The organism is Lacrimispora sp. 38-1 (assembly GCF_049890855.1).
Lineage (GTDB): Bacteria > Bacillota > Clostridia > Lachnospirales > Lachnospiraceae > Lacrimispora.
In genome coordinates this window covers 35,099-60,478 of record NZ_JBANEW010000051.1, presented here as the reverse complement: position 1 = coordinate 60,478, position 25,380 = coordinate 35,099, and the positions used below count along the sequence as shown (strand labels likewise).

The following is a 25,380-nucleotide window of genomic DNA, read 5'->3' as shown; positions in this document are numbered from 1 at the left end:
GTTATGAATGCCATCTAATATTTATATTTTCTCTGCCTGCGACGCATGGGCAGGCACAGACAGTATGCGCATTTTAGGCGTTACCACCGACGAAACCATGCTTCATGCTATGCTTGCCGCCAAAATTAAGGCCGGAGATATGGAATACGGCGGTTTTTCCGGTGAGGAAGCGTGGCATTGCTTTCAAAAGGATTTCAAAAATGAGGAAGTGAATTTTAATAAGCTCAATTTTGGCTTTGTGCAGACCTATGAGGATATGCAGATTACGGAGCCGGTTTCCCTTGCGGAGTTCCCCGAAGCGGCTGTGGTCTACGAGGAACTTACCGGGGCAAAGGCCAAGGCGGAGCTTGAAAAGCTGGGGCTTAACAGTCGCAGTCTAACCTACTCTATGGTGGAGGTCCGCACTGATTTCGGCTATACCTGCTTTCTGATGCCAGGTATCTGCGACCGTGACAGTCTGGAATCAAGCGACCATTTTCAGGAGTTTATGGAGGACGCCGCCGAATCGGATGTCAATACCAGCGTTTACACTTACTCTGTAGGGCGCGGAGAAAGCGAGTATCCTGACGAGGACGAACTTACCATTATCGAACAGTACACAGAAGAACTGGACGAAGAATACGGCATTGACCCTATTCAAAGCGATTTTATCAGCTTCTATTACGAAGCAGAACAGGAGTATTAAAGCCCATGACACAAGCAGACAGATATATGAAGCTGGCCGCATTGACTAAGAGGACAGACACCATTGATTCCTCTTATCATGCGGCCTTTTATTTGTTATCCCACGACCCTGAATTGTGGGAGACGGCCAGCCGGTATGTTACGGTGGACGGCATCAGCTTTACCGGTCTGAAACGGGCAACACGTGATTTTGACGAGCGCACTAGGCAGGTGGTGGACATTGCCCACAGCCTGTTTTCATGGAACAGCAAGTGCAATGCAACCCCCTTTGATATTTCAAGGCTGGGCTATCCTTACATGGAACTGGTGTGCAATGCCTTTTATATTGCTGCCGGAGAGGTTCAGGTGGTGCTTTCGCAGAGGCAGGACGGAAAGGCAAAAATGACTTTGGACGATTCCCACTATCAAAACACTAAACGTATTTGCAGCCAACTTGAACAGCTTTCCCGTACTATGGCTGCGGATATAACATTGGACGAGGCCACAGATTCGGAAAGGTAAGGTGATTCTTATGATTACTGGAGTAATCCGTTATCAACGCGGTACGTTGGTGGTGGAGCTTCCCTGCAAAGCCTATGAGCTGGCGGTGCATTTAGGCAGTATTGGCATTCGCACGCCCGCATCGGAGCTTTTGGCTCACGGCACGGAGCAAATTGAAGTGAAATTGGCAGCAAATGAATCGGTTGGCGAACTGATTCTGTCAAAGCTCCGGGACAGCGATACCCTATCAGGTGTGAATCTGGCATGTCAGGAAGTGAGCCGGGTTTGCCCCTTTGGGTACGAGGGATTTTTGGATATGCTGTGTGCAAGACCACAGGAGCAGTATAATCGCTATGCGTTCTACAAGTCCTATGAAACCCTGCCGCCCAGCATGGCGGAGGGCATGAAGTTTATTCTGGAGGAAACAAGACGATACCGCACCACCATGGAAAACTATGCCCTTGCGTGTAAGGCCGCCGAGGACGAGGAATACAGTCAGCCGGAGGATGGAGATTGGGAACGATAGCCCTTTCGGACGGAGGTGAGGGCTTATTTCCAGTTTAGTTTATAAGCAGCGTTTCAAGAATCCCAACTATAAAAGCACCGCCAGTAAAAATTATGCTCATGTACGGTATATCGCCACTCGCCCAAGGGTCGCCAAAAACGAGGGCATGAGCCACGGCCTGTTCGGTAAGCTCATGCCTGGCCCTATCACAGAGTTTGAGGACTGGCGTGATGTGGCAAGGCTGGTGTATGCCAATTCCAAAAAACACATCACCATGTACCGCAGCGTGATTTCCTTTGACGAGGAAACGGCCGCCGAGTTGAACCTGACGGATCAGAAAACATGGCAGCGGTATATTGAAAATCACATTATGACCATTGCCGAGAAAAACAATATCCGGCGCGAGCATTTGCAGTGGGCATGTGCGCTTCACAAGGAGAAGCACCACCCCCATATCCATGTGGTGTTTTGGGATACCTCGTCACAGGTCAAAAACCCCTTTACCCCACCGGCAGTTCCAAACGCTATCCGCAGACAGCTCATTAAGGATACCTTTGCCGATAAAATCCGTGCCTTTGGGGAGCAGAAAAACAAATCTGCCGCAGAACTCCGCAATATCAGCAATGAGCTGGTGGATGAATTTGAACAGCATTTACGGAGGCTTAATAAAAACCAGTACAAGCGGCTGCGGGAGGACTATGACGAGGACAGCGAGCTTTCCGGCAGCTTTGATTTTGATGATGAGATTTTGAATGAAACCGCCGACCGGGTATTCAAGATCAAAGCGACCCTGCCGCCCACAGGCAGGATTGCCTATCAGCTTTTACCCCCTGAAATCAAAACACAGGTGGATGAACTGGTTATCTATCTTCTGAAAAGCACTCCCGCTCTCAGGGAGCAGAAAGAAAGCTATATTGACAGCAAAATGAAGATGGCTCTGCTTTATGGCGGCAGCGAGGAGTATCTTGAAAAACAGCGGGAACGCTTTGCCGGGGAAGCGGATAAGATTATCGCAAACCGTATTTTAGGCATGGTAAAGGCTCTGAACCGATTGGAATCCGAACTGCGCCGTGAGGAATACCAAAGCGTCCGCCGCGCCTATTATGCCGAGCGTATGCTGATGGAAGCCTTGGATATGCTCTCTGGTATAAGCCGCGACAATGACCGGCGCTTTGAGGATTGGCTGAAACTTCACCATGGGGATTTATCTAAGGAAGCCAAAAAGGAACTGTTTTTGAAATTTCAGGATAAGGGCTATGAACATTAATCATCAGGGAGGAAAATGGATTGAAAACAAAAAAAGATTTTTTTGGCGATTTTTTCACTCGGCTGACTGATAACGGCTTTCGGGTGGAACGTATCATGGAAAGCGATATTGCCGCCGAGGTATATGACGAAAGCTCCCTTTTCTGTGTGGTCACACAGGACGGGGAGCTTATTTTTGAAAAATATGAAAGCGGCAAAGCGAGGATTTTGGAGCAGGCCGCAGAGGAATCCCGTGCCTCGCTGGGCTGGTGTACACAGCCGCCCTTTGCGGACATGGAGCGGATGGAGCCTGTTTTGCTGACAGGAGGCTCTTACATCAAGGTATTTGAAAGTGCCGGAACCGTTCTGCTCTGCCGCCGTACCGGGCTGTTCGGCTATGAGTTTGTCACCTGTCAGAAAGCACTTCCAAAGCACAACAGCAGGAAATATTATCGGGAACTGCTGTTTTATGATCCGGCACAGGCTCAGGACAGCTTTATGGAGCGCAGCGGTCTGAAAATGGCTCCAACCCTTTCCTTTTCCCATGACGAGCTTCGTGTGCTGATGTCCTGCTGCGCAAGATGCGTTATGCTGGACAACGAACTGGACAGCGGCAACGAAAGCCGTATCCGGGCGCTGATGGCAAGGATTGAAGGAAGCCTGCCGACCCAGCCTGAAATTTCCCCAAGGCACTATTTCCAGAATGAAATGTAAAGGAGAATCCTATGAAAAGCAAAACCGAGTTTTATCAGAGCTATTTTGAGGCTCTGCAAAAGAAGGGCTTTACTGTCCAGCCCTCCACCTCACCTGATTATGTGGCGGATATTTATCATAAGGATAAGCTGATCGCCTTTTTTACCAAGAATGACGTGGTCATGAAAAACCCCTTTGTGGAGGTGCAGGATAAGCTGATGGACAGGGTTCAGACCCTTGCCAAGACTACGGCGGTAGCCTGCGGGATCTGTTCGGATAAGCCTTACGACGAGGAAACTGCCGTAAAGCTGCCAAACCAGCTCTGCAAAATTAACGAGCATAACGGCGTGGTGCTGGCCTGCAAGCACCATCCGCTGTTTGAGTATGTACTTTGCACCTATCGCAATGATGAAAACAAAAATCCCATCCAGCGGCAGTATTTTTACAACAAGGATGCCGCCTTTGAGAGTTTTGCGACCCGAAGCGGCCTGATTGATGAAAAACGGCTGTTTTCCGAAACGGATTTGAAGATTATTCATGCGGGTCTTGTAAAGATGCGTACCATTGACAGCGATCTGACGCAGGATGATCTTAATTCCGTGGAGCGGTTGGTGGATAAAATTGAAGATATTATCCCGGAATTGCAGAAAAAAGAAAAGGCCCTTGATTTTTCGTGGCTCTTTAACAGCATGGAGCGCGGCATTGAACGGGAATAAAAAAACTGCCGCAAAAGGGCGGCAGTCGCTACTTTACCATTAGCTTCGCAATGTGAAGCACCGCTAAAGCTTTTTCTTCCTCTAATAACCGGACTGCTTCCACAAGCTCTCGTTCATAGGCTGTGGGATACAGCACATTTTCACTGTCATTGAAAAACTCAGCAAGCGTAGTGCCAAGGCGGGCAAGCAGTTTTTCCAGCACCAAGACGGACGGCTGGCTTTCTCCCTTTTCAATTTTGCGGATGTAATTCTGCGATATGTCTGTATCCTTCGACAGCTTGTAGACGCTGATATCCTTTTGTATTCGGAGCGTCCGAAATTTGACTGGTAAATCCATCTTAATCCTCCTTCCCTGTACTATTTACTATTATGGTGCATAATACAACAAAATATAAGACAACAATATTTGTTGATAATACGGATATATAGTTGTATTATGTACAGGTAAGACCTTATTCTTAAAGATTGGAGAGTGATATTATGAACCACCCAAGCGGAGAATCGATTTGGGGAAACATCAACACCGCTGTTGAAATCGCCATGAACATTTACCTGATAGCTGCCAAAGATGAAAACGGTTTGGAGCGTGAGGGCATTATGGTTCCAAAGTCCAAGGCAAGCCAGGTCCTTTCACAGAAAGCCATTTCCATGGCGGAGCAGGACGGTGACTGGCTTTGCTATGGTGAAGATACCAAGGACATTCCCATGTATGAAATGCTTCAGCGCCGTGTCGCCGCCTGCAAGCGTATGGAAACCAAGGCCATTGAAATGATGCAGGAAATCAGGCGTGACGGCAGCCTGCGCCTTACGGATTATTTCGGAGAGTGCGCCCCGCCCTTTGAAGCGGACAAGAACTGCCCGGAACAGCTTGACCGGGTACGCAACGGCATCTATTTTGTCCATTCAGAGGGTGAGGACTATTTTGCCGTACATGAATCGGTAGCCGACAATTTTATGTCGGATATAGCCGAAGCGTTTGGAAGAAAGCAGGGGGAATACCTGTTCTATGATCTGAACGCTGCCGCCATTCCTCTGTTTGAATTGCGCCAAATCTATGATGAGGTCGATAATTTAATCGTATCGGAGGACAGCCTGCTTGCCACCTTGAATGAGAATTTCGGCGTCTACTTTTCCTATTACAATGATCTGGTGCAGGAGGAAGCGAAAATCCCTCCCATGGAAGCTCCCATATGCCTTTTTCTGCAAAAGCAGCTTGACCGGGCGGCACAGGAACCGGATCACTCCGCTGATACCGAGATAAAAAGCAACCTGATTCCCCTGACCTTTGGTGAGGAAGCGGAAGATTTTGGATTTGAGCCTTAAAGGAGATGTGAGATGGTTAAAAAGAAGCTGAACAAAGAGAATTTGCAGTTAGCAGGCATATTACTAATTTTAATTTGCTTTATCGTGGTAAGCCAGCAGTACAATTCTCCGAAAAATATAATTAGGCGTACATTACAGGAACGCTATGATATTATTAATATGCCTGAGATTCAACTGGAGCATGTGGGCAGGGATACCTATCGTCTGATAAATGCACCTACTGATCCCGTTTCCGGTATTCCCTTGGAAAATTGGAGAGTTTACTCCTTTGGAATGTCGGGATTGATTTACAATGCTGCTTCATTAGATGTACCGCCGGATTACGCAGAGGAATTAGACATAAGTATGCGACTTACGGACGAGCAGTGGGAGCGGCTTAACTTACTGGCAGAAACCCAAGGCACTTCTATTGAGGAAGCCGCAAAGAACATACTCTTGCAAGAACTTCATAGCGATTGATTTGTTTTATTAAAAGATGGGCGAATACCGGGAAGCTGGTTTCGCCCATTCTTTTTTGGAGGTGAGAAGTTTTGAAAATGGTGTATATCGCAAGTCCCCTGCGAGGGGATTACAACACCAATATAAAAAATGCGGTGGAATACTGCCGCCTTGCCGGGGAGAGAGGCGTACTGCCCCTTGCTCCTCATATCATTTTCAGCCAGTGGTGCAATGACACTGTTCCGAAGCAGCGCGAACAGGGTTTGCAGCTTGGTCTTGCCCTGCTTGAAAAAGCCGATGAGCTTTGGATTATGGGTGAAAAAATCAGCGAAGGTATGCGGGGCGAAATCAGCTTTGCCATGGAGCACGGCATTCCGGCTTACCATATCACAAACCCTCTTGAACCGGAGGGATACCCGGTCAGCGCCGATGAAAACCGGCTTTTGTCCAAGTTTGACTGCGTTCCGGAAAGCAGCCGCAGTAATTATGAGAAACAGTTTGTGGTGCTTCGGCATGAACACCTAAAGGCGGATTTTAGGACATCCCGCAATCAGATTTGGCTTGTTACCCACGGCCCCGGCTGCCGGCCTGATTATATCCACAGCGATACCATTCATCTGAGGCATCCGGTGGACGGCGATTATATGGCGGTAGGACGCGGCGATGTGTGGGGCGTTCCCAAGTCTGAAATGATGGACTGTATTAGACAGGCTTATCCAGAATTTGATGCCGCTATGCAGCCTGCCGCAGAACAGGATGGGGAGCTTTGCCGATGAAGAAAAAGGAAAAGCTCATATTAAGCGCTGTAATATTCGGCATCGGTACAATATTCAATCTGTTTTTTACCGCTGCTCTGCATGGCTTGCTGTCGCGCCGGTATTCCACACTTACTTTGCTGCCTCTATGGGACTGTATCGCAGGGCTTTTCACCCAGCGCCAGCAGTCTCTTTTGTTTTTATCCTTTGAGGGCTTTATCTGCCTGTGCGGTGTGCTTTTTTGGGTACAGAACAACCGGCCTTATCAGAGTGAGCTTGTGCGGGTAGCCGAGGATATTTACACGCCTGCCCCCGTGGGACAGTATCAGCACGGATCGGCCAGGTGGCTGCGGGATACCGAAAAAAGAAAGGTTTTCGGCACACAGGTAATCAGCTCCCAAAATGAGCTTATCCGGGAGCTTTTGGACACCGGATATTCTGATCTGCCGTTCATGCAGAAGAAAAAGGACGTACAGGCAGACACCGGGCAAAGTACGGCGGTACAGGACGAAACTGCAGGACTGCCGCCCGTTGCCATAGAAAAGCAAGAAGAAAAGGAGGGTCTTGTTCAGGATGAAGATTTTGAAACGGTAGATTATGACCTTGCGGCTGCCGGGTTTATCCAGCCACCGAAGGAAACGCCGGATTCTGCTTCGGCGGAACAGGAATCAGATGAAAAAGAAGCCGACCCCTATCAGCTATTTTCCGAGGGTGGGATTGTAGTGGGAATGGATAGAATCGGCGGCAAGGAATTGGGAGAATCACCGGAACGGCTTTATTATATTTCGGAGGATACCCATACCCTGACCATTGGCGCCACACGCTCAGGCAAGACCCGGTGCTTGGTAATCCAATCCATCTGTCTGCTGGGGCTTGCCGGGGAGAGCCTTGTCATCAGCGACCCAAAAGCGGAACTGTTTCACTATACCGCAGAATTTCTGAAAAAGCTGGGCTATGAGGTCATCTGTCTGGATTTTAAGAATCCAGAAAAAAGCACCCGTTACAACCTGTTGCAGCCTGTCATTGATGCAGTAAATGCCGGTAACATGGAACGGGCGGAAATGTATGCGTGGGACATTACCAATATTCTTGTGGGAGATGATGTTTCCAACGAAAAGATTTGGGAGAACGGCGAGAAATCCACCATAGCAGCGGCAATTCTCTGTGTGGTGGTGGACAACAAAAAGCGGCCGGAGTATCAGAACCTGACCAACGTGTATTGGTTTATCGCGGAAATGTCCAAGACTGTAGGCGGAAAAACGCCCATGAGTGAGTACATGAAGAAACTGCCAAGCTCCCATCCGGCACGGGCGCTCATGTCCATAGCCGAGGTTGCCCCCAGCCGTACTAAGGGCAGCTTTGACACCTCTGCCCTGACCACCCTGCGGTTGTTCACCAGCCGATCCGTCTACTCCGTCACACATAAGAGCGACTACAACATATCCGAAATCGGGCACAAGAAACAAGCCTTGTTCATGATTCTGCCGGATGAAAAGACCACCTATTATCCTATCGCCAGCCTGATGGTGTCCCAGCTCTATGAGCTTTTGGTGCGCCAGTCCGACCAGCGCGGCGGAAGGTTGGAGCGCCGGGTCAATTTTGTGCTGGATGAGTTTGGAAATTTTACCAAGCTCACCGATTTCACCAACAAACTGACGGTGGCAGGCGGCCGTGGGGTGCGGTTCAACCTGTTTCTGCAAAGTTTTGAACAGCTCACCCAAAAGTACGATAAAGAAACGGCGGCTATTGTCAAATCCAACTGTCAGACATGGATTTATCTGCAAGCGGACGATAAGGAAACCTTGCAGGATGTGTGCGACAAGCTGGGCAAATACACCACCAGTGCTTATCAGCTATCCAGCCAGCACGGGCGGTACGTGAATCCCTCCAGTTCCCACAGCATCAGCCTTGTGGCAAGGGAGCTTCTGACCACAGACGAAATCCGCAGGATACAGCGTCCGTCGCAGATCGTCATCAGCCGTTCCCATCCGGCCATGATGAACGCTCCCGATTTATCACAGTGGTACTTTAATCAGATGTGTGGATTGGGTGGAAAAGAGCATAACCGCAAGGTTCGTGAAGCCAGAGAAGCAGCGCGCCCGGTACTCTCCGAGATGAAGGGCGATATTCCTCTGTGGAACATTTGGGTGTACTATACCAAGGATTTGCAGCTAAAAGAAGCCCAGCAGAAGTCACAGGCTTTCGCTTCGCAAATGGGCGCAATTTTTTCAGAAAAAGGCTTTCGGAAAGGAGGTTCTAATAAGAGTGAAGATGACGATTAAACACTTGGCCAAAACAATTAAGGCCAGACGCAAGGCGGTGGGCGCAGGATTGCTCACCGCTTTTCTAATGCTCCAAAACAGCACGGTTGCCTACGCCGCTGGTGGTATCGGCAACAGCCAGATTGCCAAAGGCACGGAAAAGCTTATTCAGGACGCCACCACTTGGCTCATGGTGCTGGCTCCGGTCGTGGCGGGACTGCTTATCATTTATTTCTGTATTCGCAGAAGCGCGGCCGACGAAATGGATCAGAAAAAATGGAACAACCGTATTGTGGTTGCCATTGTATCCTGTATCGGCGCGGTGCTGGGCAGCGCCACCCTTAACATCATTATCGGCTACTATCAGTAAGCTGGAAACCCTTGTATGAAGCCACAGGAACCCCCTGCGGTTTTTCTGTTGAAACCAAAAATCCATGATTAAAAAGGAGAATAAACACTATGAAAAATCTTATGAACACAATTGTTTCCAAGGCGCAGGGCATGGCGGGCAAAGCGAAAGCAGCCGTGTTCCACACACAAATGAAGTTCCAGCAGTTGAAAGCGAACACCGGCAGAGTCCTCTGCCAGCAGTCCGGTGAAGGCTTCGTTGATACGGCGCTGAAAATTTTAATTTCTGTTGTCGTGGGCGCTCTGCTGCTTGCCGGTCTTTACATGCTTTTTAATGATACGATCTTACCGACTCTGACTGAGCGTATTAAAAGTCTTTTCAATTATAAGGGCTAAAAGGCAAAAACGGTCCGCCCCTCCAGTTTAGATGAAAGGGGCGGACGCTTTAATTACCCAAACATTTAAGGAGGAACCAACATGAAAGTAACAGCAAAAATAGTTGCCAATCTGACCGATAAGGGAAGACTTAAGGCCATTTCCACCGTTTGCCTGAACGGTGAATTTCTGATTACCGGGGTCCGCATCGTGGACTGCGAAAAAGGGCTTGGCGTGTTTATGCCCAGCCGTAGAAACAACAATGAGGAATACCGGGACATCTGCTTTCCGATTACCCCGCTGCTTCACAAAACCATTAAGGAAGCGGTGCTGGAAGCCTATCAAAATCAACCGGCACAAGCAGATGAATCGGATTAAGCAGTATGCAGTATGCGCCCTGCGGGAGATCCCGCAGGGCAAGGAGGTGAAAATTATTTGGAAATAATCCTTGTACTGCTTATCGTGGCGGTCTTGAATGGTGCGGTGGCCTTTATAGATGAAATGCTTTCCGACCTCGTTCCTATGACCTTAAACGCCGACCAGTATATGATAGCGGCAGGCGGCGGCAGCATGGTATCCGTTTTGTTTGATATTTTACTGGGCTTTGGGGTGTCGCTGATTATCCTGAAATTCCTGAAAAAAGGCTTTGAGTGCTACGTTATGTGGACGGACGGCGACCCGGATGTGGAGCCGACCCACCTTGTTATTCGCTTTATTCAGGCTATTGCCGTAGCGGTCTGCTTTCCGGTCATGTATGGCTGGCTCGCGGAAATCACCCAAAACCTGACGGATGAGCTGATGTCCGCTATCGGCGCCGCAACCAATTATGACTGGCAGGCGTGGGTAAATGGTATCAGCTCCCTTGGGCTGGTAACGGCCATCTTCGGCCTGATTTTTGTAGTTTGCTACTTTGTACTGTATTTCCAGTTTTTGATGCGCGGTCTTGAAATAATGATTTTGCGTATCGGCCTGCCCCTTGCCTGTGTCGGGCTGCTGGATAACGATAAGGGCGTATTCAAGACCTATATCAACAAGTTCTTTCAGTCCACTCTCGCCGTGGTGGTACAGATATGCCTGTGCAAGCTGGGAGTCGGTATGATGATGAATGTAGGCGTAAATATGAATATCTTTTGGGGGATCGCCTGTATCGTACTTGCCATCAAAACGCCGCGGTTCCTCAGTGAATTTATGGTTCCGACCGGTGGAGGCGGTGCGGGTGTTATCAACAACGTATACCATTCCGTCCGGTTGGTTGGTATGGCAAAAGGGCTGATCAAATAAGGGCGGTGATAAGATGATAACCCTTGACGATATTTCCGTGGCGGTTATTTCCATCATCCGCCTGGGTGCGGTGTTCCGCTTTATTTACTGCATGATTCGGCTTCAAAGCGCCGAGGAAGAACAGGCGCAGTATAAAAAACGGGCGAAGAACACCGTGCTGTTTTATGTGATAGCCGAGTGTATATGGCAAATCAAAGAGATCATTTTTTACTACTATGGGGCGTAAGGGGGCTTAGATTATGAATACAGAAATAAACCTGTACATTCCCACTGGTGTAAAAGCCGAAAACGAGTTGTTTAACGGCTTCGGGAAACGAGAACTTTTCCAGAGCGTCATTGGTTCACTGTTCGGAGGCGCGGTAGCGGCGTTCTTGTGGCTGATCGCCGGGAACGTTGCCCTGACGGTCGTTGCAGCTCTGTCAGGCATATTCGGTTCGGTGATGATGTGTACAAAAGATCAGAACAATCAAAGCGTGGTAGACCAAATCCGTGACATGATACGGTTTCAGCGCAGTCAGCAGATTTACCCCTACCGTATGCAGGAGGAATGGGGCATGAAGTAAAGGAGGAGGATACCTTGCAATTTCTTGACCTTTTTGCCGGAATCGGCGGATTTAGAAGAGGTCTCGAAAGAAGCGGACATACCTGTGTGGGTCATGTCGAAATTGATAAATACGCAAATAAGAGCTATATGGCAATGTATGAGCTTGCGCCCTGCCCCTATGGGAACGGTGCAGGCTCTAATTCATTAATGATGTGCAAAACGGAGGTGAGGAAAAACTGTGACGGAAAAAACTGCAAGGGCGAATGGTACGCCAAGGATATTAAACAAATCCGAGCAGGAGAAATACCAAAGGCTGAAATCTGGACTTTTGGCTTCCCTTGTACCGACATCTCTATCTCAAACAATAAGCAGCTCGGACTTGACGGAGCCAGAAGTGGACTCTTTTTTACGGTTGCTGGCCTGCTCAAAAGCACGAGTCCCGAAGATCGACCCCAGCGGCTTATCGTTGAGAACGTTAAGCATTTGCTGTCAATTAAGAGAGGCGGGAATTTTACCGCCGTTCTCACTGAATTATGGGAAGCTGGGTATGACTGTGAGTGGCAGGCCGTCAATTCAAAAGACCACGGGGTCCCCCAGCACCGGGAGCGGGTGTACATTATTGGACATCTTGGAGGAATCCGTGGACGAAAAGTATTTCCTCTCGGCGGAGCAAACCCTGCGGCTGTTAGACAAATCATAGACGGCTCACAGGGAAACCGGGTCTATGACCCCAGCGGCGTGTCCGTCACCATGGTAGCCGAAGCCGGAGGCTTTGGCGGTAAAACCGGGCTGTATGCCGTATCGGTGAACCGGAAGGACGGGTTGACCGGAGAAATCGAACACGCCCATACCCTGACGGCCAGTGATTTCAGGGGATTGAATCGGAATCAGGATCAGAATGCCGTGCTTTCAGAAATTCCGCCCTGTGAGGCGTTCACTGGTTTCAATCAGGATACCGGGCAGAGCGGCCATGCACAAGGCATTGTCTGCGTGGGTAATACGAATCCCAGCGGTAATGGTATGAATGGAAACGTGTACAGCGCACAGGGGCTTTCTCCAACGCTTACCACCAACAAGGGAGAAGGAATAAAGCTCACGGTTCCCGCGCAGGCTCCGCCCTGCGCGGCCTTTATTGACTTAAACAGGGGTACGGAGCTGACGGAACATGCCCGTTGCCTAAAGGCGCGGTATCATTCGGGAATCGGCAATCACCGGGGGGAAACCTCCGGTGTTTTTCTTTGCCAGGGACACCCGGACTGTGTGCGGGCGGTCATTACCCCGAACCGGGAGAACAAGCGGCAGAACGGCAGGCGGATCAAGGAGCCGGGCGAACCCAGCTTCACCCTTACCACGCAGGATACCCACGGTATTTTGCTGTGCTGCTATGACGGAGGGCTGCCTATCCGTGAGGCGAAAAAGGACGGTCACACCATGGCCTATCATGGGGACGGCATCAATCTTTCCTATCCCAACAGTAACGTCAGCCGAGGGCGTGTGGGCAGACAATGCGCACAGACCCTGCTCACCAGCGGCAGCATGGGGGTTCTTTTGTGCTGCCGCATCCGCAGGCTGACGCCGAGAGAGGCATGGCGGTTACAGGCATTCGAGGATTTCTTGTTCGACCGGGCGAAAGCGGCGGGAGTCAGTGACGCCCAGCTCTATCGTCAGGCCGGAAATGCAGTGACTGTCAATATTGTCTATGAAATCGGAGTACGCCTGCCGGGAGGCCGCCTATGAGGTTCGGTACATTACTGATCGACCCTCCATGGGCGTATAAAGTCTATTCCAAAAAGGGCGAAGGCCGCAGCGCCGAGAACCATTACCATACCATGAGCGCCGAGGATATTTACAGCCTTGATATTGACGGCATTGCGGACAAGGACTGCGTGCTGTTTCTATGGGTAACGTTCCCCTGTCTGCTGGAGGGGCTGGAAGCGATCCGACGTTGGAATTTCACTTATAAAACCCTCGGATTTTGCTGGGTCAAACGGTGTAAGAAACAGACGCACAAATGGTTTTGGGGACTTGGCTTCTGGACGAGAGCCAACCCGGAACTGTGCCTGATTGCCACGAAGGGCAGACCGAAGCGGGTATCAAAGGCGGTTCATTGCATTGTGGATACACCAGTGGAACGGCACAGTAAAAAGCCGGACGAGGTACGCCGCCGTATTGAGCTGCTTATGGGAGAAGTTCCCCGTGCGGAACTGTTTGCACGGCGGCAGTATGACGGCTGGGTATGCCTTGGCAATGAAATTGATGGCCTTGATATTCGGGAGGCTATTGCGAAACTGAAAGAAACGGAGGAATGATATGGTATTTGACGAACGGTTTTCCCTGCCTTTGATGAACTGGAACGCTGACTGTATCAGCCCCTTCCTGGCCTGCGTATTATTCGCTCTTTTTACGGGCTGCCTTTGCGATATGGCGATAAAAAGGCTTATAAAACAGGAAAGAATACCGAAAACTGCCGTTTACAGCATGATTGTGACGGCGGTTTTTCTTGCTTTATACGGCTTTACCCCTTTAGCGCTTCGCTGTATTCTGCTTTGTCAAGTGCTGGTTATCGCAGGAAGCTTTGACCTTGCGACCTATGAAATTCCTGATCCATTACACCTGTTTATCGCTATGGCGGGGCTGATTGACTTTCAGCCCCTGCCGGCGTTTTTGGGCTTCCTGCTTGTACCTCTGCCTTTCCTGATTGCCGCCCTGAAAACAGAAAAAATCGGCGGCGGAGATGTGAAGCTCATGGCAGCATGTGGCTTTGCCCTCGGTGTGACAGGAGGTATCTGGATGATGATATGGGGGCTTACGGCGACACTGCTTTGGAACCGTGCTTACCGCAGAGGGGAAAAAAGCCTGCCCCTTGCACCCTTTCTTTCCTTTGGGTGTTTCATGGCACTTATGCCAACTTAAAACTGATATGGAGGAAAACAAAATGAAAAATTTACTGAAAAATCGCATAGTCGTGGGGCTGCTGTGCATCATCACAGCCCTTATCATCTGCTTTGGGCTGACCCCTATGTTTAACGACGCGCTCAAATCCAAGGTGGAGCTTGTGCGTGTCACTTCTGAAATCAAAAAAGGCGATCAGATAACGACAGGCATGATTACCACCGTGGAAACAGGCGGCTACAATCTCCCCTCTGATGTGGTGTATAAGGCCGAAGATGTGGTTGGTAAATACGCCAATGCCGATCTTTACAAAGGTGACTATATACTGCAAAGTAAGCTTTCCGACACGCCTATGCTGAAAAATGAATATTTAAGTAAGCTCAATGGCGAGAACAGAGCCATTTCCATTACCATCAAAAGCTTTGCGGCTGGCTTATCCGGCAAACTGGAGCGCGGTGACATTGTTTCTCTGATTGCCAGTGATGTGGGGGAAATGCGCGAAACACTGATTCCCACGGAGCTGCAATATGTTGAAATTATTGCCACCACCGACAGCAGCGGTAATGACCGCAATACTCAGGAGCAGCCGAAAGACAGCGAGGATACGGAGCTTGCCAGCACCATCACCGTTCTTGCTACCCCTGAACAGGCAACCTTGCTTGCAGAACTGGAGCAAACCGGAAAGCTCCACGCCGCCCTTGTTTACCGTGGCGGTTCGGAGAATGCGCAGAAGTTCTTGGATGAACAGACGAAAGTGCTGGAAGCGCTTTATCCTGTCAAAAGCGAGGGAATAACTTATGAAAGCCAGCCTGACAACAGCACAAAAACATCGTTTGCCGATGATTCCTCCGACACCGAAACAGAAAATGGCACTGCTTCGGATGAGCAGAACTGAGAAACGGAGGCTGAATAGATGGAACAAGATAAGGTAATTGCCGTCATGGGCAGTCCGGGCAGCGGAAAAACCACCGCTGCCCTTAAAATTGCTCTTACATTGGCGGCAGCAAAAAAGAATGTGATTGTGGTATTCTGCGATCCATTTACGCCGGTGATTCCCATAGTCTTACCGGCAGATATAAACCATGACACTTCGCTGGGAAGCCTTATGACAGCCCCGGCGCTGACACAGGCTGCCATTCTGAACGCCTGTGTGCCAACGGAAAAAAGTGAGTACATCAGTTTTTTAGGATATCAGGTAGGAGAAAGCCTGATGATGTACCCGCAAATTACAAGGGAAAAGGCCGTGGAGTTTTTTGTCCTGCTTCGTTATTTAGCAGATTACATCATCATCGACTGTACCGCTACCTTTGAGGCTGATCCCGCATCTATTGTGGCAATAGAGCTTGCGGACAGGGTTTTACGGCTGGGAACGGCCAACTTAAAAGGCGTTTCCTATTACCTGACCCATAGCCCTATGCTGGCGGACAGCCGTTTCCGAAAGGATACTCATCAAAACGTAATCGGAAATCTGAAAACGGGGCAGGATTGGGAGTCTGTATCCCAACAGTACGGCGGCGCCGATTATATACTGCCCTATGTACCGGAGCTGGAGCAGCAGTATGATGAGCTGGCGTTGCTGACGCCTCTGACCCAGCCGGAGAGCGCCGGATATACCGCAGGAATCGAAAAGCTTTTAGGGATGCAATCAGGCAAATCCAAGGTAAAGCCAGCCCCTTCCGCTGCTGCGGATACAGCCGGAGTAAAGCGGCAAGAAAAACCGAAAGGAAAACCGAAAGGAAAACCGGCCTTTCGGCTGCCCTTTGCCAAAAACCGGGGGGAATTTTGATGCTCACCGTCAGCCACATAGAGCTGAAAGAGGCCAATGCCTATGTGACAGCGAACCACCGGCATCACGGAGCGGTGCGGGGACACCGGTTTTCCCTTGCCTGCTATGAGAACGGCAGACTGTGCGGCGTTGTCATTGTGGGCAGGCCGCGCTCCCGCCGTATCGACCAGCATATGACCGTGGAGGTTCTGCGGCTCTGCACGGACGGCACAAAAAATGTCTGCTCCAAGCTGTACGGAGCCTGCCGCCGCGCGGCAAGGGCACTGGGCTATGAACGGCTTATCACCTACATCTTAGAGAACGAAAACGGCAAAAGCCTTTTGGCAAGCGGCTTTTCTTATTGTTACACCAACAGGGGCGGGAGCTGGAACCAGCCGGGCAGACCGAGAACCGATAACGCTCCGGTCTGTCCGAAGCATTTGTATGAAATTATCCTGGTCCGAAAGGAGGACGAAACTTGCAGAACATCTTAAATATCCATAATAACGCCGGGCTGATGGGCGGTGAAATCCGTCTGCGCCCCTTTGCTGAGGTCTTAAAGGAAGTACAGGAGCATATCAGCAAAAACTACGCCGGAACCCTAAAGGACGATCCTGACCAAAGCCGCGCTCTGATTCACAGTTATATCCGAAAATACCTTGAGGAACAGCGGATCGGTGTGGAGGGTACGGAGCAGGATGAACTAGCAGAACTTCTTTATGGAGAAATGACCGGGTTTTCCTTTTTATCAAAGTATCTGTACCGTGATGATGTGGAGGAAGTGAATATCAACCAGTGGGATGACACTAAGGTCATTTACGCAAACGGCGAGGTGCTGCCCACCAAGGAACATTTCACCTCACCCCAGCACGCCCTTGATGTCATCAAGCGTATGCTTCATAAGTCCGGCATGATACTGGATAACGCCAAGCCCTATGTAATCGGTCATTTGTCCAACAAAATCCGTATTACGGCCACCTCTCCGGGTATCGTGGACGAGGATAAGGGATTGTCCGTATCCATTCGTATTGTCAACCCCCGCAAGCTCAAAAAAGAGGAATTTGTCGCTTATGGCACAGCCACCACCGAAATGCTGGATATGCTTTCGGTGTTTTTTAATTACGGTGTTTCCATGTGCATGACCGGGGCAACTTCCTCCGGCAAAACCACGCTGATGAGCTGGATTCTGGATCAGATACCCAATGACAAGCGGCTGATCACCATTGAAAAGGGCTGCCGTGAGTTTGACAGCGTAAAGCGTGACGAGCTTGGCAGGGTCCTTAATAATGTCATTCATTTTATCACCAAGGAGTCTGATGATCCAAAACAGGTGGTAAGCATGGTTAAACTCTTGGAGCTTGCACTCACCATGCACCCCGATTTTCTTGTTGTGGCTGAAATGAAAAGCGAGGAAAGCCTGCAAGCCATCAAAGCGGCCAACACAGGCCATACCTCCCTCACCACCATCCACGCCAACGGCTGCGAGGATACCTATTACCGCATGACGGCATTGTGCAAGGAGAGCAGTTCGATGGATGACGCCACCCTGATGGGACTTGCCACAAGGGGTTTCCCGATTGTTGCATTTGCCAAGAAGCTGGAGGACAACAGCCGCCGCCTGATGGAGATTGCCGAGTGCGTGGGTGTGAAGTCCGGTGTGCCGATTATGCGTACCCTGTACCGCTTTAATATCACCGATAATCTTATGGAAAATGGAAAGGCCAAAATCATAGGGCATTATGAAAAGGTCAACGGTCCATCGGAAAGCCTATGCAAGCGGCTTCGTGAAAACGGTATGCCGCTGAAATTGCAGCAGCGGCTCTTAAGCGCATAAAGGAGGTGTGTTTTTATGAGCATGGTTACCTATAAAGCGCCATATCTGCTTCAAATCATGCTGGATGACGAGCCGATGAATCCCCGTACCGATTGGGACAATTTCGGACATATGGTTTGCTGGCACAGACGATACAGCCTTGGGGACGAACACAGCTTTGAGGACAGCAATGATTTGCTAAAGGAATTGGTACGGAGCAGCATTTCCCCGGATACGGTTATAGACTTTGTGAAATCCGGCAAGGCGGACAGAGTAAAACTGGAATATAACCGCTCTGCCGGAAGCTGGGAAAACCAAAGCTATGATACCCATTTTAAGAAGTGGTATGATGAGGCTTCCTTTCATGGCAAGCTGGACACAAACAGGCAGGAGATTTTTGAAAGCCTTGTGGACACATTGCTTAATTCCGATCTCTACACACTGGCTGCGGAGAAAAATATCATCCTGCCCCTGAACCTGTACGACCATTCCATGCTGCGTATGTCCACCAGTTCCTTTCTCGGACGGACGCAGCATGCCGAGTGGGATTCCGGTCAGGTGGGCTGGATTTACGCTACACCGCAGGATATTGAAAAGGAGTACAGCAGTCTGACCCCGGAAAGCTATGAAAAGGCCGAAGCGCTGCTGAAAAGCGAGGTGGAGTGCTACGACTATTACCTTTCCGGGCAGTGCTACGGCTTCCGTTTGTATGAAAACGGAGAAGAAACCGATAGCTGCTGGGGCTTCTTGGGGAGTTTTTCGGATATGAAAAAGGAGATTGCTTCCCAAAGTCTGCCGGAAAGCCACCGGGATATGGTTGACCATCTGCATGAGGTATCCGACACCGTAACCCGGTACAAGAGCTATGAAGATTTAATGGAAGATTTAGAAGAAATGGAGGCTTAAACATTGACAATACTTGTAACACTTGCGTTTTTACTGGCGGTAACGGGCAGCTTTATCCTGCTTTCGTTATCGCCCTTTACTTTTTTGGAGGGGCTGGCGGCCTATATCCGTCCGCAGAAAACCTCCATGAAAAGCAGAATTGAAAAAAGCCGGAAGAATAAGCAGCCCAAAGGCTTAAAGCTGCTCTTTCTGGAAACCAAGGAGATTCTGCGTATTACGGGAAAAAGTGGTATGTTTGCCGCACTGTGCATTTTATCCCTTATTTTGTTTGTGGTGGGTGCCATGATTTCCCTCACCATGAAAAACAGTTATCTTGTGCCTGTGATGGCGGCAGGCTTAGCGCTTTTACCTTTCTATTATGTGAAGCTGACGGCAGGGCGGCATAAAAGACAAATCAATACCGAACTGGAAACGGCGTTGTCCATCATCACCACCAGCTACCTGAGAGGCAAAAACACCATCATTCGTGCCATTGAGGAAAACCAGCCTTACTTAAATCCGCCGGTGGCGGAGGTGTTCCGTAATTTCCTCTTACAAGCCAAGCTCATCAACTCAAACACCAAGGAAGCCTTGGCAGGGTTAAAGACCGGGATCGATAACGCGGTATTCCATGAATGGGTGGATGAGGTGATTGCTTGTCAGGATGATTATAACCTGAAAATGACCCTGCCGCCCATTGTCGCCAAGCTGTCGGATATGCGTGTGGTATCGGCGGAGCTGGATTTACTCCTGTTTGAACCGGTGAAAGAATACATCGCCATGGTGGTGCTTTTGCTGGGCAGTATCCCGTTGATGTATTTTCTTAATAAGGACTGGTATCATACCCTGATGTTCACCGAGCTTGGAAAGGTGCTGCTGGCAATCTGCGCTGGTGTGATTTTCCTGTCGGTGGCCGCTGTTGCCAAACACACGCGCCCAATTGAATATAAACGATAGGAGGTGTTTTGACTGTGCAAAATATGATATTATTGCTCTTTGCCCTGTTTCTGACAGCAGGGCTTTATCTGATTTCAGCGGAACTTCTCAGTGTTCCGACCTATAAAGCAACCAAGGCGATCCTCAGTATCGGAAAGCGGGAGCGAAAAAAGGCACGGGATTCGGATGCCTTTATTATGGAACTGGCGGCAAAGCTGGCAAGGGTCCTGCCTATGGACGAATATCGGAAACGCAAACTCACGGCTGTGCTGAAATCCGCAGAAATCCCCATGACCGCCGAGGTGTATGCAGCACAGGCGATAGTAAAGGCCGGTCTGATTTTTGCAGGGGTAATTCCTTGCCTGCTGATTGTTCCTATTCTGTCCCCGGCTTTTATCATCATAGGAATCGCTGTCTATTTTACCGAAAGCGGCAAGGCGGAAAAGCTTATTACAGCAAGACGGCAGGACATTGAATATGAATTGCCCCGCTTTGTAGCAACGCTGGTACAGGAGCTAAAAGCAACTCGTGATGTGCTTTCCATCTTGGAAAGCTATCAGAAAAATGCCGGAAAATCTCTGAAAAATGAGCTGTCTATTACTATTGCGGATATGCGCACGGGCAACTACGAGGGTGCACTGACACGCCTTGAGGCCAGAGTTTCCAGCGCCATGCTCTCTGATGTGGTGCGGGGGCTGATCGGCGTTCTACGCGGAGATGACGGCGTGACCTTTTTTCAAATGCTCTCCCACGATATGAAGCAGTTGGAACTGCAGCGGCTTAAAAGGCTGGCGATGGAACGGCCGCCTAAAATACGCAAGTATTCCTTTCTGCTTCTTGGCTGTATGCTTCTCCTGTACATGGGTGTTATGGGGTATCAGATTCTTGGCGCCATGTCAGGAATGTTCTAGGAGGTGCGGCTATGCTCAAAAAAATACTAAAAACAAAGCGTGGCGAGGGCTATATTGATGTTGCAATCGGCATCCTCTGCCTGCTGCTGGTAGTAGCCTTTGCCGTACAACTGTTTCCTGTGTTCACTGCAAAACAGCAGCTTGATATTTTCGCCACGGAAATCGTGCGGGAAGCTGAAATCAAAGGTAGCACCAGTGTGGATTCCCGGATTGCCGATATGCGGGAGCAGACCGGACTTGACCCGGATATTCGCTGGGACTGTGATTATTACAGTGGAAAAAAGGTACAGCTAAACGGTGATATTGAGGTCCGGCTGACGGATACGGTAGACATTGGATTCTTTGTCTTTGGCTCATTCCCGATTGACATTCAGGCAAAAGCAACGGGTAAATCCGAAGTCTACTATAAGTAAGGGGGCGTTATCATGCGATTGCGAAATATTTTGAAAGACCGGAAAGGGCATTCCACGCCCCTTACCATTGCTCTTATCTTAGGGCTTTTGCTTCTGATTTGTGCTATCTCCGAGTTTTTCAGGCTGGGAATCATTGTACAGGGTGTGCGTGACGGACTCCAGCAGGCCGTTATTACCGTAGCGACCACCAATTATGACGAAACCTATAACGGGTTGCGTGAGGGCTACTCCGGTGGGTACGCCCTGTCCGGCGAAAGCTGGCAAGAAAACCTTGACTATGATGATGTGTATTACAGGCTTGACAATCTGCTTGGAACCACGGAAGCCGGAGGGTATCACATGAAAGAGGTCAAAGGCGGCTATGAATACCGTCTTTCCGGGCTTTCGGTGGACATTGTAAATGCACCTCTGACACCGGGAAGTGCAGACGATAACTTTGAAGCGGACGCCCGAATTACTATTGAAATTCCTCTGTCCTTCGGCTGGGATACGCTCCCTCCGTTTACGATGGAGATACGCACAAAATCAGCCTATATGCCTAAGTTTTAGCAGACTGCGCTCCGTATGAAGTTTGTTTTCACAAAATGTCTGGACGCGCAGGAAATTTCAGGATATAATTGAGTTGGGTAAATACAGCGAAATGGGTATATAGGGCTTAACCATTCATTTGCAATGAAAGTGAGGTCCGAGTTATGAAAAAGGATTACAGCACCAAGAAAAAAGCGGCAATCGCCGCATTATCTATTGTGGCAGTGTGCCTTGCCGGAGGACTGTTCTATTATACCGGCACTATGGGCGGACAGCCGCAGGAAACACCTGTTGAAAGTATGGCTCCTGTGGAATCACAGGTCGTTTTGCCGGAAATCAAACCCGAAGCAACACCGAAAACGACGCAGACAGATAGCAGCACATCGGATGCTGCCCCGTCAGAAAACCCGTCTGATACATCACAGGAAGCCGCTGCGCCTGCCGGCAGTGAAACGCAAGGACAGGTACAAAGCAAACCATCTGACGGAAAACCAAAATCACCGACAGAAGCTACACCGCCATCTGACCCTCCTGCTGAAACGAATCAAGGTTCTGAAAACGGCTCTAACAGCACACAGCCGCAGGGCGGAGAAAAGCAGGACGGGAAAATCTATGTACCGGGATTTGGTTGGATTGAGGACGAAGGCGGCGGATCTGATGTGCAAGAAGCTCCGAATGCCGGAACCGGTGAACCGGTTGGCGATATGTAAAACAGAATAAATTAACCGATGGGATACAGTCATTTGCGGCTGTATCCCATTTTCTTTTTTTCGGAGGTGATAAATTGAAAAAGCTGATCTGTGCATTGCTCTTACTGGCAATGCTTTTTTCTTTGGCTGTGCCTGCCTTTGCCGCCGACCCGAACATTGATGGCGGCGGTGGCGGTATGGGTCAGGGAACCGGGCAGAATTCATGGACGCCGGGGCGTGACGGGGTGCGGATTACGGTTGTCCGTGACAGTGACAACACACCTGTATCAACGCCGATTGATTTTTCCAATGGTTCCAACAGTGATATGGCTGTACATTTTGGGAAGGTAAGCAAAATATCTTATCGTACCGGTACAGGGCTTACTCCCCACACAAGTAAATACGCTTGTTATCAGCCAAGTCAAGCTATGCCCCACATTGTCAGCTCTAATGGAAGCAGCAATATTGCAGCTATCCGAAGTTATTTCTGCCGTGAGGGAACGATCCGTGATATAGCGAATGCCACAGGCTTGGATTACGATACCCTGATAAACGGTAAGTATAAGATTCTATTGGAGCCGGTAGCGTATTTTAAGTACAACAGCGTCATGTTTGCCATGACCGCCACTGAAGCGGCTTTGTACAACAAACAGGTTGGAAACGGCCTGCGGAGTAAAATGGTATCTTTGTCCCATAAGAATCTGCCCTTATCCATGTTCCTTGAAACTCCTGATTTGGGTTTCCCGGCATGGACTGGTTCTACGACAAAGGCGCAGAGCGACGAAACCATTATCACATACTTAGGGATGGGCATTATCCGCTTCTCTGAACCTGACCCCGAACCTCCCAAGGAAAGCAGCGTGACCTACCGCACGGATACAGAGGTCATTACAGCCGTTACACTTACGACCGGCTCACAGAAAACGTCGGATAATCCCGCATACGCAAGGTTCTCCATCAACGGAAAGACCTACTCCCACAATGATATTTATATTCCGGAGGACGGTTCACAGCTTGCATGGGTCAAATGGCACACTCCCAAGGAGCCGGGATACATCACCATTAACGTTACCAGCAACTGTTCCGCGAGCAGCAATGAGATTGTGGCGCAGATTGTAGACCTTGATAAGAACCCGCCACCCGATCCGAAGGCCAACGACCGCAACGATAGTTTTTCTGTTCCGTCTGCACCCAGCAAGCCAAATGTGACCTCTTTAACTTGGGGTGAATGGGATTGTTGGTGGCATGAGCATTGGGTATGGCACAGCGGGGATGAAGATGAGGACGGCTGGTGGGGTGCGACTTGTTAGCTTACAAACACTATTCTATAGGAATAAATCCTATGGACGAAAGACCGTATAGTGCTAAAAAAGCTGGATGGCAATGCTATCTAACTGTAACTATTTATAGGTGGAATGATGGAGTAACGCCCTGAAACACCTACCCTAATACTCCGATTAGCATTGCATAATAGCATATGCAGTGTTAAAAGCTCGGTGAAGTCGGCTGTATGCACTCGCTATATCGACAGTGGAAACACATCGTTATGGCAAAAACAAGCTATAAAAGGCTGTGGGTGATAGGTCGGGGGTCTATAAAATATCTATGGTGAGAATGAGAGAAAATCTCTGACGAATATCTGAATGAAAGGGTCTAAAAGCCGAAGTTGTCTAATTGGCAACTAAGCAAATTGCTGGTGTGTGAGGTAAAGTAAAATTCCCACCCATGAAATACCTTATGCCGTTACAGGCGGTATCAAGCACACAGGCTCATAGGATACACCTAAGGATATATGCAAAGATAGAAAGTTACGGAACAAGGGAAAGTTAGAACACGAACACAAATAATTGTGGGAAAGTGATTGCTATATCTGTGTTGGCAGAGAAAATTGTTAAATTAATATAATCTGCCTTTATCTAACTGAAAGCGGTGGCACGAGCGATGAAGTTGCTGTAATGGCAATGAAGCAACAGCCACCAGTCAATATAAATGAAAACAAATACAACGATGCTAAACAAGGTTCTCTTACGACTAAAAGATGCGGTACTCCTGCAAAGGAGGAAACAGACTTGTTTGTAAAACACAAAGTCAGCAAAAAGCAATCCCTGCGTAACAATGAATACTACGATATGCAATCCATTTTTGACAGGCTATACAGGCAGTCCGCACAAGGAAAATCATTTGACAGATTGCTTGAAAGCATTGCATCAAGAAACAATATTTTACTTGCTTACAGAAATATAAAAGGGAACAAAGGCAGTCAAACAGGTGGTGTAGACAATCTGAACATCAAAAGCATAAATGAAACCAATACAGATATTTTGGTGGAAAAAGTGCAGAAAATGTTCGACAACTACTGCCCCGGAAGAGTCAGACGGGTAGAAATACCAAAGTCGGACGGTAGCGGAAAATTTAGACCGCTTGGAATACCAACTATTTCTGACAGACTGATTCAGCAATGTATCTTACAGGTTTTAGAGCCGATTTGTGAAGCAAAATTCAGTGACAACAGTTATGGGTTTAGACCCAACAGAAGCTGTGGAAATGCAATATCAAAAGCGATGAACTGTATGCAGCAAAAGCATATGCACTATTGCGTAGATGTTGATATTAAAGGCTTCTTTGACAATGTTAATCATGGGAAATTGCTCAAACAGATGTGGACTTTAGGACTAAGGGACAAAAAACTGCTGTGCATTATCTCGAAAATTCTAAACAGCGAAGTCGTTCTGCCAAACGGTGAGGTTATCAAAAGCGACAAAGGCACACCGCAAGGCGGGCTATGCTAAGCTTTGCATAGGCCTCCCTATGCAAAGTAGTACGCTATGCAAAGAAAGTGGTATTTTCCATTGAAAATAAGGTATTGCACCCAACTGTACTTTGCATAGTATTCTGCTAAG

At 49.0% G+C, this 25,380-nt stretch carries 32 protein-coding genes; 31 read left to right on the top strand and 1 reads right to left on the bottom strand.

Annotation, left to right across the window (positions count from 1 at the left end; all coding sequences use genetic code 11):
- The first annotated feature begins 7 nt into the window (after positions 1-7).
- Genes V7D18_RS11340 through V7D18_RS11315 form a run of 6 tightly spaced genes read left to right on the top strand, consistent with a single transcriptional unit; the run spans position 8 to position 4,323 of the window.
- Positions 8-685, top strand: a complete 678-nt coding sequence (locus V7D18_RS11340) for a hypothetical protein (RefSeq protein ID WP_426154386.1) — start codon at positions 8-10, stop codon at positions 683-685.
- 5 nt (positions 686-690) lie between these two features.
- Positions 691-1,185, top strand: coding sequence for a hypothetical protein (locus tag V7D18_RS11335; RefSeq protein WP_426154385.1), 495 nt, complete (start codon positions 691-693; stop codon positions 1,183-1,185).
- 10 nt (positions 1,186-1,195) lie between these two features.
- On the top strand, positions 1,196-1,690 hold the full coding sequence (locus tag V7D18_RS11330) for a hypothetical protein (RefSeq protein WP_426154384.1): 495 nt from the start codon (positions 1,196-1,198) through the stop codon (positions 1,688-1,690).
- Positions 1,691-1,715: 25 nt separating this feature from the next.
- Positions 1,716-2,936, top strand: a complete 1,221-nt coding sequence (gene mobP3 / locus V7D18_RS11325; protein WP_426154444.1) for a MobP3 family relaxase — start codon at positions 1,716-1,718, stop codon at positions 2,934-2,936.
- 20 nt (positions 2,937-2,956) lie between these two features.
- Entirely contained in the window at positions 2,957-3,628 is a 672-nt protein-coding gene (locus V7D18_RS11320; RefSeq protein WP_426154383.1) for a hypothetical protein, read from the top strand.
- Positions 3,629-3,639: 11 nt separating this feature from the next.
- The gene (locus V7D18_RS11315) at positions 3,640-4,323 is read left to right on the top strand and encodes a hypothetical protein (protein ID WP_426154382.1); all 684 of its coding nucleotides are present in this window, start codon (positions 3,640-3,642) and stop codon (positions 4,321-4,323) included.
- A 28-nt stretch (positions 4,324-4,351) separates the two neighbouring features.
- On the opposite strand, the gene V7D18_RS11310 is transcribed toward V7D18_RS11315, so the two are convergent.
- Entirely contained in the window at positions 4,352-4,660 is a 309-nt protein-coding gene (locus V7D18_RS11310; protein ID WP_426154381.1) for a helix-turn-helix domain-containing protein, read from the bottom strand.
- Between the two features lie 143 nt (positions 4,661-4,803).
- Between V7D18_RS11310 and V7D18_RS11305 the strand changes: the two genes are divergently transcribed.
- The 25 genes from V7D18_RS11305 to V7D18_RS11185 all read left to right on the top strand — a co-directional run bounded on the left by V7D18_RS11305 (position 4,804) and on the right by V7D18_RS11185 (position 25,269).
- Positions 4,804-5,646 carry a hypothetical protein gene (locus V7D18_RS11305; protein ID WP_426154380.1) on the top strand — a complete coding sequence of 281 codons (843 nt, stop codon included), beginning with the start codon at positions 4,804-4,806 and terminating at the stop codon, positions 5,644-5,646.
- 12 nt (positions 5,647-5,658) lie between these two features.
- A complete protein-coding gene (locus V7D18_RS11300; protein ID WP_426154379.1) occupies positions 5,659-6,105 on the top strand; it encodes a hypothetical protein in 447 nt (148 codons plus the stop codon).
- Between the two features lie 77 nt (positions 6,106-6,182).
- Positions 6,183-6,860: a hypothetical protein gene (locus tag V7D18_RS11295; RefSeq protein ID WP_426154443.1), complete on the top strand. Its 678-nt coding sequence runs from the start codon at positions 6,183-6,185 to the stop codon at positions 6,858-6,860.
- Positions 6,857-9,121 (top strand): VirD4-like conjugal transfer protein, CD1115 family, encoded by a 2,265-nt coding sequence (locus V7D18_RS11290; protein ID WP_426154378.1) that lies wholly within the window; start codon positions 6,857-6,859, stop codon positions 9,119-9,121. The genes V7D18_RS11295 and V7D18_RS11290 overlap by 4 nt, the downstream gene beginning before the upstream one ends.
- Positions 9,111-9,470: an Mbov_0395 family pilin-like conjugal transfer protein gene (locus V7D18_RS11285; protein ID WP_426154442.1), complete on the top strand. Its 360-nt coding sequence runs from the start codon at positions 9,111-9,113 to the stop codon at positions 9,468-9,470. The genes V7D18_RS11290 and V7D18_RS11285 overlap by 11 nt, the downstream gene beginning before the upstream one ends.
- A 170-nt stretch (positions 9,471-9,640) precedes the next feature.
- On the top strand, positions 9,641-9,844 hold the full coding sequence (locus V7D18_RS11280; RefSeq protein ID WP_426154441.1) for a DUF6133 family protein: 204 nt from the start codon (positions 9,641-9,643) through the stop codon (positions 9,842-9,844).
- An 81-nt stretch (positions 9,845-9,925) separates the two neighbouring features.
- Positions 9,926-10,201, top strand: a complete 276-nt coding sequence (locus V7D18_RS11275; protein ID WP_426154377.1) for a SpoVG family protein — start codon at positions 9,926-9,928, stop codon at positions 10,199-10,201.
- A 57-nt stretch (positions 10,202-10,258) separates the two neighbouring features.
- On the top strand, positions 10,259-11,104 hold the full coding sequence (locus V7D18_RS11270; RefSeq protein WP_426154376.1) for a conjugal transfer protein TrbL family protein: 846 nt from the start codon (positions 10,259-10,261) through the stop codon (positions 11,102-11,104).
- A gap of 13 nt (positions 11,105-11,117) precedes the next feature.
- Positions 11,118-11,330: a mercury transporter gene (locus V7D18_RS11265; RefSeq protein ID WP_426154375.1), complete on the top strand. Its 213-nt coding sequence runs from the start codon at positions 11,118-11,120 to the stop codon at positions 11,328-11,330.
- Positions 11,331-11,343: 13 nt separating this feature from the next.
- Positions 11,344-11,667 carry a hypothetical protein gene (locus V7D18_RS11260; RefSeq protein WP_426154374.1) on the top strand — a complete coding sequence of 108 codons (324 nt, stop codon included), beginning with the start codon at positions 11,344-11,346 and terminating at the stop codon, positions 11,665-11,667.
- A gap of 14 nt (positions 11,668-11,681) precedes the next feature.
- Positions 11,682-13,385, top strand: coding sequence for a DNA (cytosine-5-)-methyltransferase (gene dcm, locus V7D18_RS11255; RefSeq protein WP_426154373.1), 1,704 nt, complete (start codon positions 11,682-11,684; stop codon positions 13,383-13,385).
- Positions 13,382-13,957 (top strand): MT-A70 family methyltransferase, encoded by a 576-nt coding sequence (locus V7D18_RS11250; protein WP_426154372.1) that lies wholly within the window; start codon positions 13,382-13,384, stop codon positions 13,955-13,957. The genes dcm and V7D18_RS11250 overlap by 4 nt, the downstream gene beginning before the upstream one ends.
- 1 nt (position 13,958) lies before the next feature.
- Positions 13,959-14,561: a prepilin peptidase gene (locus V7D18_RS11245; protein ID WP_426154371.1), complete on the top strand. Its 603-nt coding sequence runs from the start codon at positions 13,959-13,961 to the stop codon at positions 14,559-14,561.
- Between the two features lie 22 nt (positions 14,562-14,583).
- On the top strand, positions 14,584-15,435 hold the full coding sequence (gene cpaB / locus V7D18_RS11240; RefSeq protein WP_426154369.1) for a Flp pilus assembly protein CpaB: 852 nt from the start codon (positions 14,584-14,586) through the stop codon (positions 15,433-15,435).
- 18 nt (positions 15,436-15,453) lie between these two features.
- Positions 15,454-16,326, top strand: coding sequence for a hypothetical protein (locus V7D18_RS11235; RefSeq protein WP_426154367.1), 873 nt, complete (start codon positions 15,454-15,456; stop codon positions 16,324-16,326).
- Positions 16,326-16,799: an XF1762 family protein gene (locus tag V7D18_RS11230; RefSeq protein WP_426154366.1), complete on the top strand. Its 474-nt coding sequence runs from the start codon at positions 16,326-16,328 to the stop codon at positions 16,797-16,799. The genes V7D18_RS11235 and V7D18_RS11230 overlap by 1 nt, the downstream gene beginning before the upstream one ends.
- A complete protein-coding gene (locus V7D18_RS11225; RefSeq protein ID WP_426154364.1) occupies positions 16,784-18,139 on the top strand; it encodes an ATPase, T2SS/T4P/T4SS family in 1,356 nt (451 codons plus the stop codon). The genes V7D18_RS11230 and V7D18_RS11225 overlap by 16 nt, the downstream gene beginning before the upstream one ends.
- A 15-nt stretch (positions 18,140-18,154) precedes the next feature.
- Positions 18,155-19,024 (top strand): hypothetical protein, encoded by an 870-nt coding sequence (locus V7D18_RS11220; RefSeq protein WP_426154362.1) that lies wholly within the window; start codon positions 18,155-18,157, stop codon positions 19,022-19,024.
- A gap of 3 nt (positions 19,025-19,027) precedes the next feature.
- A complete protein-coding gene (locus V7D18_RS11215) occupies positions 19,028-19,960 on the top strand; it encodes a type II secretion system F family protein (protein ID WP_426154360.1) in 933 nt (310 codons plus the stop codon).
- A gap of 23 nt (positions 19,961-19,983) precedes the next feature.
- On the top strand, positions 19,984-20,850 hold the full coding sequence (locus V7D18_RS11210; protein ID WP_426154440.1) for a secretion protein F: 867 nt from the start codon (positions 19,984-19,986) through the stop codon (positions 20,848-20,850).
- A gap of 11 nt (positions 20,851-20,861) precedes the next feature.
- A complete protein-coding gene (locus tag V7D18_RS11205) occupies positions 20,862-21,263 on the top strand; it encodes a DUF4320 family protein (protein WP_426154358.1) in 402 nt (133 codons plus the stop codon).
- Positions 21,264-21,275: 12 nt separating this feature from the next.
- Positions 21,276-21,812, top strand: a complete 537-nt coding sequence (locus V7D18_RS11200) for a hypothetical protein (RefSeq protein ID WP_426154356.1) — start codon at positions 21,276-21,278, stop codon at positions 21,810-21,812.
- Between the two features lie 143 nt (positions 21,813-21,955).
- A complete protein-coding gene (locus tag V7D18_RS11195; RefSeq protein ID WP_426154354.1) occupies positions 21,956-22,501 on the top strand; it encodes a DUF6550 family protein in 546 nt (181 codons plus the stop codon).
- A gap of 176 nt (positions 22,502-22,677) precedes the next feature.
- Positions 22,678-23,790, top strand: a complete 1,113-nt coding sequence (locus tag V7D18_RS11190; protein WP_426154352.1) for a hypothetical protein — start codon at positions 22,678-22,680, stop codon at positions 23,788-23,790.
- A gap of 645 nt (positions 23,791-24,435) precedes the next feature.
- Entirely contained in the window at positions 24,436-25,269 is an 834-nt protein-coding gene (locus tag V7D18_RS11185) for a reverse transcriptase domain-containing protein (RefSeq protein WP_426154351.1), read from the top strand.
- The last annotated feature ends 111 nt before the right edge of the window (positions 25,270-25,380 follow it).